Below are 13,126 nucleotides of genomic sequence, written 5' to 3'. Positions count from 1 at the left end.
CAGCGCTGGGCTCGGTGGAACAAATCGGCGGGCGCAAGCACTCGCCCCCACGGCGAAGCAAGCCAGCACGGGCTTACCCTTTGTGACGCACCGCAGCCTCAGCCCTGACAGGTTCATGTTCATGACGGGGATTGAAACACGGGCGTACGACAGCCGGTGTCGCACGCCCGGGAAACGCCGCCCTCAGGCCAGCATGTCGGCCCAGATGTTGTGCGCCCAGGCCAGCGCGTAGCGGCCTTCCTGTTCGCTGGCCTCGGCAGACACGCCACCGGCGCCGGCCACCGGCAGCACGGTGCGCTGGGCCGCGTCGTACTGGTGCACCGAGCTGACGTGGATCACGTGGCTGGCATCGACGAAGCTGTAGCAGGTGTTCATCACCACCGGCGCGGGGTTGGGCGCCTCGCCGGCGAGCAGGCGGAGGATCGCCGCCGCCGCCACCTTGGCATGCTGGTTGGCCATGTGGCCGGACTTGGGCATCGTCGGCGCCGGGAAGATCGCGTCGCCGAGCACGTGCACGCCGGGCGTGTTCACCGACTCGAAAGTCAGCCAGTCGATGTCCACCCAGCGGCCGTTGATCAGCTTGAGGCCGGCCTGGGCCGCGATGGCGCCGGCGCGCTGCGGCGGCACCACGTTGAGCACATCGGCCTGCACGTTCTCGAAGTCCAGCAGCGCCGTGCGGCTGGCCGCATCCACCTCGCGCAGCGCGCTGTTGGGACGGTATTCAAGGATGCCCTTGTAGCGGGCGAAAGCCTGCGTGAACAGCGCCTTCTTGGAGATGATCTCGGCGTTGGCGTCGAGCACCAGCACCTTGGACTTCGGCTTGGCGCGGCGGAAGTAGTCGGCCACCACGCAGGCCCGCTCATACGGCCCCGGCGGGCAGCGGTACGGCGCCAGCGGGATGGTCAGCGCATACACGCCGCCATCGGGCATGGCTTCCAGCTGCGCACGCAGCGCGACGGTCTGGGCGCCGGCCTTCCAGGCGTGCAGGATGCGCGCGCGGGCGGCTTCGCTGTCCAGCCCCGGCACCTGGTCGAACTGGAAATCGACGCCCGGCGACAGCACCAGGCGGTCCCACGACAGCGTGCCGCCGGCCGCCAGGCGCAACGTGCGCGCCGCCGGGTCGATGGCGGTCACCTCGTCCTTCACCACCTTCACGCCCCAGGTGTCACGCAGTCCTTCGTAGCCCAAGGTGATGTCGGCCAGGGTCTTGACGCCGCCGAGCACCAGGTTGGAGATCGGGCAGGAGATGAACCGGGGGTCGCGCTCCACCAGGGTCACGTCCACTGCCCCGCCGCTCCACATGCGCAGATACTTGGCGGCCGTCGCGCCGCCGTAGCCGCCGCCGACCACCACTACGTGGGCGCGCGGCGTGGCCGCCAGCGCGCGGCTGGACAGGCCCGGCAACAACAAGGCGCCACCGGCCAGCCCGGCGGTTTTCAGGAAATCGCGTCGCTTCAACATGCCCGGCGCCCTCACTTGCGGGCGGCGAAATACGCCGCGATCAGTTCGAGCTGGGCTTCGCTGTAGCCCTTGGCGATCTGCGGCATGATCGTCGCCGGCCGCGTGCCGCTGCGGAACTCGCGCAGCTTCTGCATCAGCTCGGTCGCCGGCACGCCGGCCAGCACGGGCATCGTCGCGTCGGGCCGGGCGTGGCCATCGGTGCCGTGGCAGCCGGTGCAAGTGGCGGCCAGGTTGCGGGCCAGGTCGGGATCGGGGCTGGCGTGGGCGCTAGCGGCCAGGCCGAACAGCAGGCCGAGGACAGCGCGGCGGGGAGACAGCGTCATCGTTTCTCCATGTCGAGGCGGCCGACGCAAGATGCGATCGGCAAGCCCGCCATTGTTCCCCGCCGGAGCGCCCCGCCGCAAGCCGCGGCGGGCTTCAGCCGGCCAGCGCGGCGTTGTCGTCCACCAGCATGTCGCGCACGGTGTAGCTCGGCCGGCGGTCCGGGTAGCGGCACTCGCCGGCCGGCAAGGCTGCATCGTTGCAGCCGCTGAGCAGCGGGCAGCGGGCGAACAGCTCCGCCGCCCAGTCGGCGAAGGCCCGCACCTTGGGCGACAAGTGACGGTTCTGCGGGTAGAGCACCGACATCGGCACCGGCGACGGCTTCCACTGGGGCAGGATCTCCTTCAGCGCACCGCTCTCCAGGTGGGGCAAGGCCATGAAGCGGGCCGGCTGGATCAGCCCGAAGTCCTTCAAACCGCAGGTGATGTAGGCTTCGGCGTCGTTTACCGCGATGCGGCCTTCCAGGCGCAGTGGCACGCTGACCCCATCCACCAGGAAATCCCAGTCGAAGTTGCGTCCGCTGACGCTCGAGAAGTAATGCACCACCCGGTGCTGCTGCAGTTCCTCCAGCGTCGTCGGCTCGCCGTAGCGCTCCAGGTATTCCGGCGAGCCGCAGGTGACGAAGCTCAGGCTGCCGATGCGCCGCGCCACCAGCGTGGAATCCACCAGCTCACCGGCACGGATCACGCAGTCCACGGCTTCCTGAATCAGGTCCACCGGACGGTCGCCCATGCCGATCACCAGCTCCACGTCCGGGTAGCGGGAGTGGAACTCGCACAGGTTGGGAATCAGGATGTCCCGCCCGACGGGCCCCGCCACATCCACCCGCAGCCGCCCCTGGGGCCGCCGCGCGGCGTCCTGGAAGGCGGCCTCGGTCTCCTCCAGCTCGGCGAGGATGCGCGCGCAGCGCTCGTAATACGCCGCGCCGTCGGCGGTCAGGCTGACGCTGCGGGTAGTGCGGTTGAGCAGGCGCACCTTCAGGTGGTTCTCCAGCCCCTGGATGGTGTTGGTGACGGTGGCCCGCGGCAGGCCGAGATTGTCCGCCGCGCGCGTGAAGCTGTTGGCCTCCACGACGCCCATGAAGACCTTCATGGCCTGAAATCTGTCCATTTTTGCGCCTCCGGCTGGCGGTTTCACGAAACGAAGCCTCCAACAATTATTAGTCAACTTCGAATAGTGAAGTCAACTTTCGAATATTTATCCAACACCGATCAACAACCACAATTCAGCCATCGCCCCTGTCTGTCCATTCCGGATCGCTAAGCACATGATGGCTCGCTACGACACTGTTCTTCCCCCCGGCGCCGACGCCTTGCAGGTTGCCGATCTGCGCCTGCCGGGCTTCGCCGGGCCGGTGGACGCCCGTCTGTACCGGCCGGCCGACATCGCCGGCCCGGTGCCTGCGGTGCTGTATTTCCACGGCGGCGGCTTCGTCGCCGGCGACCTGGACGAAGCCGACCCGATCGCCCGCCGCCTGGCCGCGACGATTCCCGCCGCGGTACTGTCGGTGGCCTACTCCCTGGCACCGGCCCATCCTTTCCCCGCCGCACCGGAAGATGCCCATGCCGCAGCCCTGTGGCTGCACGCCCAGGCCGCCACCTACGGCATCGACGCCACCCGCCTGGCCTGCGCCGGCCACGACGCCGGCGCCACGCTGGCCGCCGCCCTCACGCTGATGGCCCGCGACCGCCTCGGCCCGCCCCTCGTCGCCCAGGCCCTGGTCGGCCCGATGCTCGACCCCAGCCAGACCCGCCAGGATCACCGCGTCGGCGCCGCCGAGCCGCGCCCCGACGCCTGCGCTCGCTGCTACAGCCAGTACCTGCCGCGGGTCGCCGAACGCCTCCACCCCTATGCGACGCCCCTCGAATCGCGCCGCCTGGCCGGCCTGCCGCCGGCGCTGATCGCCACCGGCGCCCACGACCGCCTGCGCTGCGAGGCCGAACACTACGGCGCTGCACTGATCAATGCCGGCGTGCCGACCCAGGTCACCCGATACACCGCCGGCCACGCCGAACTGCCGGCCCACCCGGCGCTGCGCGGCGACCTGGCGGCCTTCCTGCGCCACCACCTGTGGCCCGCCCCGGCCTTCCACCCCGATTTCCCGTCATTCCAATCCCTGAAAACAGAGAGGACATCATGAACGCCAACGAGACCTCCCGCTCCCTTCCCCGCCGGCGCCTCGTCATCGCCGCCGCCCTTGCCGGCTTCGCGCTGGCAGGCGGCGGCGTGGCCGTCTATGCCGCGCACGCCGACTCCCCCGCGCCGGCCGCCGCGCCGCAGGCCGCCCAGGTGGACACCGCCCAAGTGGTGAACAAGGCCATCATCGACTGGCAGGACTTCTCCGGCCGCCTGGAAGCGGTGGACCGGGTCGAGATCCGCCCGCAGGTGTCGGGCATCCTGACCCAGGTGCATTTCCGCGACGGCAGCCTGGTACGCAAGGGCGACGTGCTGTTCACCATAGACCCACGCCCCTTCGCCGCCGAGGTCGAGCGGGCCGAGGCCCAGCTCGCCGCCGCCGAATCGCGGGTCGGCTACACCGGCTCCGACCTGGCCCGCGCCGAGCGCCTGATCGCCGACAACGCGGTATCGCGCCGTGACCTGGAAGAGAAGCAGAACGCCGCCCGCGATGCCAGCGCCGGCGTGCAGGCCGCCCGCGCGGCGCTGCGCATCGCCCGCCTGAACCTCGAATACACGTCCATCAAGGCCCCCATCGACGGCCGCATGTCCCGCGCCGAAGTCACCGTCGGCAACCTGGTCAGCGCCAACGGCGGCCCGGCGCTCACCACGCTGGTGTCGTCCAGCCGCATCTACGCCGCCTTCGACGTGGACGAACAGACCTTCCTGAAGTCCGTGAACCCCGCCCGCGACGCCAAGGGCGCCACGCTGCCGGTGCACCTGGGCCTCGCCGACCAGGACGGCCACCCCTTCGAAGGGCGCATCCACTCGGTGGACAACCGCCTCGACACCACCTCCGGCACGATCCGCGTGCGGGCCATTTTCGACAACCCGGACGGCCGCCTGGTGCCGGGCCTCTACGCGCGCATCCGCCTCGGCGCCGGCACCCCGCGGGAGGCCGTGCTGATCGACGACCGCGCCATCGGCACCGACCAGGACAAGCGCTTCGTGCTGGTCGTGGACGCCGCCAACAAGACCGCCTACCGGGAAGTGCGCCTCGGCAACCTGCACGACGGCCTGCGCATCGTCGAGGACGGCCTCAAGCCGGGCGAACGCATCGTGGTGAACGGCCTGCAGCGGGTCCGCCCCGGCGACCCGGTGACGCCCCACCCGGTCGCCATGGAAGGCAGCGCACCGCTGGCCGCCGTCACCACGCCCCAGGCGCTGAAGACGCGGATCTGAGCGATCCACCGGAGACCCCCATGAACATATCCAAGTTCTTCATCGACCGCCCGATCTTCGCCGGCGTGCTGTCGATCCTGATCCTGCTGGCCGGCGTGCTGGCGGCCTTCAAGCTGCCCATCGCCGAATACCCGGAAGTGGTGCCGCCCTCCGTGGTGGTGCGCGCCCAGTTCCCGGGCGCCAACCCCAAGGTGATCGCCGAGACGGTGGCCGCGCCGCTGGAGGAGAGCATCAACGGCGTGGAAAACATGCTGTACATGCAGAGCCAGGCCAACAGCGACGGCAACCTGACCCTCACCGTCAACTTCCAGCTCGGCGTCGATCCGGACAAGGCCCAGCAGCTGGTGCAGAACCGCGTCTCCCAGGCCCTGCCGCGCCTGCCGGAGGACGTGCAGCGCCTCGGCGTGACCACCGCCAAGAGCACCCCGACGATCACCATGGTGGTGCACCTGACCTCGCCGGACGACCGCTACGACATGACCTACCTGCGCAACTACGCGGTCCTCAACGTGAAGGACCGCCTGGCGCGCATCCAGGGCGTGGGTGAAGTGGGCCTGTTCGGCTCCGGCAACTACGCCATGCGGGTGTGGCTCGACCCCGGCAAGGTGGCCGAGCGCGGCCTCACCGCCGCCGAGGTGGTGAAGGCCATCCGCGAGCAGAACGTGCAGGTGGCCGCCGGCGTCATCGGCGCGCCGCCCAACGACCGCCGCACGCCGCTGCAGCTCAACGTAAATGCCCAGGGCCGCCTGAAGGACGAGGCGGAGTTCGCGCAGATCATCCTCAAGACCGCCCCCGACGGCGGCGTCACCCGTCTCGGCGACGTGGCCCGCATCGAGCTGGCCGCGTCGGAATACGGCCTGCGCGCGCTGCTCGACAACAAGCCCGCGGTGGCCATCCCGATCTTCCAGACGCCCGGCGCCAACGCCCTCGATGTGTCGTCCCAGGTGCGTCAGACGATGGCCGAGCTGGCCAAGGACTTCCCGCCGTCGGTGCAGTACAGCATCGTCTATGACCCGACCCAGTTCGTGCGGGCCAGCATCAAGGCGGTGGTCACCACGCTGCTGGAGGCCATCGCGCTGGTGGTGCTGGTAGTCATCGTGTTCCTGCAGACCTGGCGCGCGTCGATCATCCCGCTGCTGGCGGTGCCGGTGTCCATCATCGGCACCTTCTCGCTGATGCTCGGCTTCGGCTACTCCATCAACGCCCTGTCCCTGTTCGGCATGGTGCTGGCCATCGGCATCGTGGTGGATGACGCCATCGTCGTGGTGGAGAACGTCGAGCGCAACATCGAGGCCGGCCTGACGCCGCGCGAAGCCACCTACCGGGCGATGCGCGAAGTGTCCGGGCCGATCATCGCCATCGCGCTGACCCTGGTCGCGGTGTTCGTGCCGCTGGCCTTCATGACCGGCCTCACCGGCCAGTTCTACAAGCAGTTCGCGATGACCATCGCGATCTCCACGGTGATCTCCGCCTTCAACTCCCTGACCCTGTCGCCGGCCCTCGCCGCACAGCTGCTGAAGGGCCACGATGCCAAGCCCAACTGGCTGACGGTGCAGATGCAGCGCTGGCTGGGCGGCTTCTTCGCCCGCTTCAACCGCGTCTTCCAGCGCGGCAGCGAGCGCTACGGCAACGGCGTGCGCGGCGTCATCGGCCACAAGGCCTCGGCGATGGGCGTCTATGGGCTGCTGCTGGCCCTCACGGTGGGCATCTCCTACGTGGTGCCCGGCGGCTTCGTGCCGGCCCAGGACAAGCAATACCTGGTGGCCTTCGCGCAACTGCCGGCCGGCGCCTCCCTCGACCGCAGCGAGGCGGTGATCCGCCGCATGGGCGACATCGCCCTCAAGCATCCCGGCGTGGAGAGCGCAGTGTCCTTCCCCGGCCTGTCCATCAACGGCTTCACCAACAGCGCCAGTGCCGGCATCGTCTTCGTGACCCTCAAGCCCTTTGCCGAGCGCAAGGGGGCAGAGCTGTCGGCGGGCGCCATCGCCGGCGCCCTCAACCAGCAGTTCGCGTCCATCCAGGAAGCCTTCACGGCCGTCTTCCCGCCGCCGCCGGTGATGGGCCTGGGCACCCTCGGCGGCTTCAAGATGCAGATCGAAGACCGCGGCAGCGTCGGCTACGCCGAGCTGGACAAGGCCGCCAAGGCCTTCATGGCGGCGGCCAGCAAGGCGCCGGAGCTGGGCCCGATGTTCTCCAGCTACCAGATCAACGTGCCGCAGCTCGATGTGGACCTCGACCGCACCAAGGCCAAGCAGCAAGGCGTGGCCGTCACCGACGTGTTCGACACGCTGCAGATCTACCTGGGCTCCCTGTACGTGAACGACTTCAACCGCTTCGGCCGCGTCTATCAGGTGCGGGCCCAGGCGGATGCGGACTTCCGCGCCCAGCCGGAGGACATCGGCCGCCTGAAGACTCGCAACGCCAGCGGCGAGATGGTGCCGCTGGCGTCCCTGCTGCGGGTCGCCCCCAGCTACGGGCCGGAGATGGTAGTGCGCTATAACGGCTTCACCGCCGCCGACATCAACGGCGGGCCGGCGCCCGGCTATTCCTCGGCCCAGGCCGAAGCGGCCGCCGAGCGCATCGCCGCCGAAACCCTGCCGCGCGGCGTGAAGTTCGAATGGACCGACCTCACCTACCAGAAGATCCTGGCCGGCAACGCCGGCATCTGGGTCTTCCCGATCAGCGTGCTGCTGGTCTTCCTGGTGCTGGCCGCCCAGTACGAGAGCCTGACCCTGCCGCTGGCGGTGATCCTGATCGTGCCGATGAGCATCCTGGCGGCCCTCACCGGCGTATGGCTGACCGGCGGCGACAACAACATCTTCACGCAGATCGGGTTGATGGTGCTGGTCGGGCTGGCCTGCAAGAACGCCATCCTGATCGTCGAGTTCGCCCGCGAGCTGGAACTGCAGGGCCACACCCCGCTGCAGGCCGCCATCGACGCCAGCCGCCTGCGTCTGCGGCCGATCCTGATGACCTCCATCGCCTTCATCATGGGCGTGGTGCCGCTGGTCACCTCCACCGGCGCGGGCTCGGAGATGCGCCACGCGATGGGCATCGCGGTGTTCTTCGGCATGCTCGGCGTGACGCTGTTCGGGCTGTTCCTGACGCCGGTGTTCTACGTGCTGCTGCGCACCCTCGACAAGCGCCATCCCCTCCACTCGGCGGCCCATCACGAAGCGCTGCTGGTGCAACCGGCCGCCGCCCATGCCGGCCAGGAGTAAGACGATGAACCTGCACGCCCTTCCCCTGCCCCGCCGCGCCTTCGGCCTGCTCGCCAGCCTGCTGGTGCTGGCCGGCTGCTCGGTGGCGCCGACCTACGACAAGCCGGCGCTGAACCTGCCCGCCGCCTACAAGGAGGCGCCCGCCGCCGATCCCAACTGGAAGCCCGCCGAGCCGGCCGACACCGCCGCCCGCGGCGAGTGGTGGACCGTTTTCGGCGACGCCACGCTGGACCGCCTGGAGCGCGACGCGGTGGCCGCCAACCCGGACCTGGTGGCCGCCGCCGCCCGCCTGGGCCAGGCCCGCGCGCTGGAACAGGCCGCCCACGCGGCGCGCCTGCCCCAGGTCGGCGTCGGCTTCGGCCCGACCCGCCAGCGCCCGTCGCCGGCCTCCCAGGGCCTCGCCGCCGACGCCGACACGCGCACCAGCACCTTGTGGCGCGGCCAGGCCACCGTCGCCTACGAGGTGGACCTGTTCGGCCGCCTGTCCGGCGCCGAGGACGCCGCCCGCCTCGACGCCGAGCGCAGCGGCGCGCTGTTCGGCGCAACCCTGCTGGCCCTGCAGGCCGACGTGGCCCAGGCCTACTTCCTGATCCGCGAGCTGGACGCCGCCCAGGCCTTGTACGTGGACACCGTCAAGCTACGCGCCGACACCGTGCAGCTGCTGCAGCGCCGCTTCGACGAGGGCGACATCGCCGAGCTGGACCTGGCGCGGGCCCGCAGCGAACTCGCCGCGGCGCGCTCCGAATCCCTCGGCCTGGCCCGCCAGCGGGCGGTGGCCGAGCACGCGCTGGCGATCCTCCTCGGCAAGTCGCCGGCGGAATTCAGCCTGCAGGCCATGCCGCTGCGCCGCCTCGCCATCGGCGTGCCGGCCGGCCTGCCGTCGGCGCTGCTCGAACGGCGGCCGGACATCGCCGCCGCCGAGCGCGGCATGGCCGCCGCCAACGCCCGCATCGGGGTTGCCAGATCGGCCTGGTTCCCGCGCCTGTCCCTCACCGGCGCGGCCGGCTACGAGGCCGGCGGCGTCGGCGACCTGTTCAAGTACGCCAGCCGGACCTTCGTGCTCGGCCCGCTGGTCGGCACCGCGCTGAGCCTGCCGATCTTCGACGGCGGCGCCCGCGAGGCCGGCCTCAAGCAGGCCGAGTCGGCCTACGTGGAAGACGCCGCGCGCTACCGCCAGACGGTGCTACAGGCCTTCCGCGAGGTGGAGGACAACCTGGCCCAGCTGCGCCTGCTCGGCGACCAGCACCGGGAGCAGGACGACGCCGTCGGCGCCGCCGAGCGCGCCGCCCGCCTGGCCCGCCTGCAATACCGGGAAGGCGCGGTGAGCTACCTCAACGTGATCGACGCGGAACGCAGCGTGCTGCAGCAACAGCGCCTCGCCGTCGGGCTGGACGGGGAGCGGGCGCGGGCCACCGTCAACCTGATCCGCGCCCTCGGCGGCGGCTGGACGCCTGTGTCCGGTTGAACCAATCGGCGCCCCGTGCGTCGCCGGTGCTGCTTTGCACCAGGAGGCCGATGCCCTTTAAGCTACGGGGCATCGGCCTTCTTCCTCCGCTCGCCATGTCCCGACTTTCCGCATTCCGCGGGCGCCTCGCCGGCGTCCTGAGCCTGTCCATCCTGGCCGCCCTCGGCGGCCTTGCCACGCCGGCCTTCGCCGGCAAGACCCTCGACGCCATCAAGGCCAAGGGCCAGCTCGCCTGCGGCGTCAGCACCGGCGTCATCGGCTTCTCGGCGGCCGACAGCCAGGGCCAGTGGAAAGGCCTCGACGTGGACGTCTGCAAGGCCATTGCCGCCGCCGTCCTCGGCGACGCCCGCAAGGTGCGCTGGGTGCCGCTCAGCTCCCAGCAACGCTTTACCGCGCTGCAGTCCGGCGAGGTGGACATCCTGTCCCGCAACACGACCTGGAGCCTGACCCGCGATGCCGGCCAGGGCCTGCACTTCGCGGCGGTCACCTACTACGACGGCCAGGGCTTCCTGGTCGCCAAGAAGACCAAGGTGACCAGCGCCAAGCAGCTGAAGAACGCCGAGGTCTGCGTGCAGTCCGGCACCACCACCGAGAAGAACCTGGCCGACTACGCCCGCGCCCAGGGCATCAAGGTCAAGCCGGTGGTCTTCGACAAGTTCGAGCCGTCCATCAAGGCCTTCTTCAGCGGCCGCTGCCAGGCCTACACCACCGACGCCTCGGCGCTGGCCTTCATCCGCGCCAAGGAAGCCCCCAACCCCGACGACTACGTGATCCTGCCGGAGATCATCTCCAAGGAACCCCTCGGCCCGGCCGTGCGGCGCGGCGACGACGAATGGTTCGCCATCGTCAAATGGACCGTCAATGCGCTGATCGAGGCGGAAGAGCTGGGCATCACCCAGGCCAAGGTGGACAGCCTCAAGTCGTCGACCGATCCGGCCGTGCAGCGCTTCCTCGGTGTGGGTGAAGACCTCGGCAAGAACCTCGGCCTCGACCGGGACTGGGCGGCGCGGGCGGTGAAGGCGGTCGGCAACTACGGCGAGATCTTCAACCGCAACGTCGGCCCGGACTCCCCCCTCAAGCTGCCGCGTGGCCTCAACGCCCAGTGGAGCAAGGGCGGCATCCTGTACGCGCTGCCGCTGCGCTGATGGCCCGGCCGCAGTCCACCTCCCGCGCCGTGCAGGCGCTGCTGATCGTCGCGCTGCTGGCCCTGCTCGGCCTGCTGGTGGCGACGACCCGCGCCCACCTGGAGGAACGCGGCATCCGCAGCGGCTTCGACTTCCTGCTCGAGCCAGCCGGCTTCTCCCTTGGCGAGAGCGTGCTGCCCTTCGAGCCCAGCGACACCACGCTGCGGGCCTTCGTCGCCGGCCTGCTCAACACCCTGCGCGTGGCCCTGCCCGGCGCCGCACTGGCGCTGGGCCTGGGCATCCTGCTCGGCTTCGGGCGACTGGCCGACAACCCGCTGGTGCGCGGCCTGGCCGGCACCGCCGTCAACGCGATCCGCAACGTGCCGCTGCTGCTGCACCTCCTGGCCTGGTACTTCATCCTCACCGACCTGCTGCCGGCCGCCGACGCACCGCTGCAGCTGGCGCCCGGCGTGTTCCTTAGCAAGTCCGGGCTGGCCCTGCCGTGGTGGGGCGACAGCGGCTTTGAGATCCCGGAGCCCGCCGGCTTCGGCATCGACGGCGGCGCCAGCCTGACCCCGGAATACCTGGCCCTGCTGTTCGGCCTGGCGATCTACGGCGCCGCCTACATCGCCGAGACCCTGCGCGGTGCGGTGCTCGCCCTGCCCGCCGGCCAGCGCACCGCCGCCCTCGCCCTCGGCTTGACACCGCGCCAGACCTTCCTGCTGGTGCTGCTGCCGCAGGCCTGGCGCGCCGCGCTGCCGCCCACCACCAGCCAGCTCCTCAACCTGTTCAAGAACTCCTCGCTGGCGGTGGCCATCGGCTACCCGGACCTGATGGCGGTGGCCGGCACCAGCCTCAACCAGAGCGGCCGCGCCATCGAATGCCTGAGCATCGTGATCGCCGTGTACCTGCTGCTGTCCCTGCTCGGCGCCGCCGTCAGTCACCGGCTGGAAAAGCGCAGCCTGCGCGGGGGGCCGGCATGAGCGGGGGGAACGCCCCCGCCCGGCCGCCCGAAGGGGGCGCTCGTCCAATGAATCTCAGCGCCCTGCGCCGCCGCTTCTTCGGCGATCCCCTCAACGCGCTGCTGAGCCTCGCCGTACTGGCCGCCGCCCTGCTGTGGCTGCCGCCGCTGCTGCGCTGGGCGGTGACCAACGCCCGCCTCGCCCCGGACGCCGCCGCCTGCACCGCGCTGGAACACGGCGGCGCCTGCTGGGGCGTGATCGTCGAGAAAGCCCGCTTCATCCTCCTCGGCCGCTATCCGGACGAGGAAGCCTGGCGCCCCCTCCTCGCCGCCGGCCTGATCGGTGCCGGCTGGCTGCTGGCCGCCTTCCGCCACCTGCCCGGCAAAACGCTGGCCGCCCTGCTGCTGGCCCCGCCGCTGGTCGCCCTGCCACTGCTCGGCGGCGGCGTGGCCGGCCTCACGCCGGTGCCCACCGAACTATGGGGCGGCCTGCCGCTGACCCTGCTGCTCACCGGCGCCGGCATGGCCGGCGCGCTGCCGCTCGGCATCGCCGTCGCCTACGGCCGGCGCTCACAGCTACCAGTGCTGCGCGCCGTGCTCACCACCTGCGTCGAACTGGCCCGCGGCATCCCGCTGGTCGCCGCCCTGTTCGCAGCATCCTTCCTGCTGCCGCTGTTCTTCCCCGAAGGCCTGGCGCTGGACATGCTGTGGCGCGTACTGATCGCCATCGTGCTGTTCGCCGCCGCCTACCTGTCCGAGATCATCCGCGGCGGCCTGCAGGCCATCCGCCCCGGCCAGCTCGACGCCGCCGCCGCGCTGGGCTTCGGCTTCTGGCAGACCCAGCGCTGGATCGTACTGCCCCAGGTCCTGCGCGCCGTCGCCCCGTCCATCGCCAACAGCGCCATCGCCCTGTTCAAGGACACCTCGCTGGTCACCGTGGTCAGCCTCTACGAACTCACCGGCTCCCTCAGCCTAGCCCTCTCCGGCGACCCGGAATGGCGGCCGTTCTACCTGGAGGCTTGGTTGTTCATTGCGGGGGTGTATTGGGTGGGGTGTTGGGTGTTGGGGCGGGTCAGCCGGCGGCTGGGGGGTTGAAGCTACTTTTTAGGCTTTGGAGCCTTTGCGGGGCAGCTTCCCATTTCATGGGCCTGAATCGACAGACGACACACCAACTCGCATAACGCGCGAGTTACTTTAAGCGCCGTTGCTCGTAGAA

At 70.5% G+C, this 13,126-nt stretch carries 10 protein-coding genes; 7 read left to right on the top strand and 3 right to left on the bottom strand.

The features are described 5' to 3' along the window. Nucleotides 1-183: 183 nt before the first annotated feature. The 3 genes from AC1PQG_RS06930 to AC1PQG_RS06920 form a co-directional block, all read right to left on the bottom strand. Complete coding sequence (locus AC1PQG_RS06930; protein WP_481121880.1) at nt 184-1,461, bottom strand: FCSD flavin-binding domain-containing protein; 1,278 nt, start codon at nt 1,459-1,461, stop codon at nt 184-186. Between the two features lie 11 nt (nt 1,462-1,472). After that, the gene (locus tag AC1PQG_RS06925; RefSeq protein WP_481121879.1) at nt 1,473-1,784 is read right to left on the bottom strand and encodes a c-type cytochrome; all 312 of its coding nucleotides are present in this window, start codon (nt 1,782-1,784) and stop codon (nt 1,473-1,475) included. Between the two features lie 94 nt (nt 1,785-1,878). Continuing rightward, the gene (locus tag AC1PQG_RS06920) at nt 1,879-2,892 is read right to left on the bottom strand and encodes a LysR family transcriptional regulator (RefSeq protein ID WP_481121878.1); all 1,014 of its coding nucleotides are present in this window, start codon (nt 2,890-2,892) and stop codon (nt 1,879-1,881) included. A gap of 157 nt (nt 2,893-3,049) precedes the next feature. On the opposite strand from AC1PQG_RS06920, the gene AC1PQG_RS06915 reads away from it, so the two are divergent. From AC1PQG_RS06915 to AC1PQG_RS06885, 7 genes are all read left to right on the top strand, one after another. Continuing rightward, entirely contained in the window at nt 3,050-3,922 is an 873-nt protein-coding gene (locus AC1PQG_RS06915; RefSeq protein ID WP_481121877.1) for an alpha/beta hydrolase, read from the top strand. Further along, a complete protein-coding gene (locus AC1PQG_RS06910; RefSeq protein ID WP_481121876.1) occupies nt 3,919-5,139 on the top strand; it encodes an efflux RND transporter periplasmic adaptor subunit in 1,221 nt (406 codons plus the stop codon). Before AC1PQG_RS06915 ends, AC1PQG_RS06910 begins: the two co-directional genes overlap by 4 nt. 20 nt (nt 5,140-5,159) lie before the next feature. After that, nucleotides 5,160-8,360: an efflux RND transporter permease subunit gene (locus tag AC1PQG_RS06905; RefSeq protein ID WP_481121875.1), complete on the top strand. Its 3,201-nt coding sequence runs from the start codon at nt 5,160-5,162 to the stop codon at nt 8,358-8,360. A 4-nt stretch (nt 8,361-8,364) separates the two neighbouring features. Next, nucleotides 8,365-9,825: an efflux transporter outer membrane subunit gene (locus AC1PQG_RS06900; protein WP_481121874.1), complete on the top strand. Its 1,461-nt coding sequence runs from the start codon at nt 8,365-8,367 to the stop codon at nt 9,823-9,825. A 95-nt stretch (nt 9,826-9,920) separates the two neighbouring features. Then, entirely contained in the window at nt 9,921-10,970 is a 1,050-nt protein-coding gene (locus AC1PQG_RS06895; protein ID WP_481121873.1) for an amino acid ABC transporter substrate-binding protein, read from the top strand. Further along, a complete protein-coding gene (locus AC1PQG_RS06890) occupies nt 10,970-11,932 on the top strand; it encodes an ABC transporter permease subunit (RefSeq protein ID WP_481121872.1) in 963 nt (320 codons plus the stop codon). Before AC1PQG_RS06895 ends, AC1PQG_RS06890 begins: the two co-directional genes overlap by 1 nt. Before the next feature lie 47 nt (nt 11,933-11,979). Next, complete coding sequence (locus AC1PQG_RS06885) at nt 11,980-13,005, top strand: amino acid ABC transporter permease (protein ID WP_481121871.1); 1,026 nt, start codon at nt 11,980-11,982, stop codon at nt 13,003-13,005. Nucleotides 13,006-13,126: the final 121 nt, after the last annotated feature.

The organism is Zoogloea sp. GDB6 (assembly GCF_056724105.1).
This window is presented reverse-complemented; position numbering and strand designations above follow the sequence as displayed.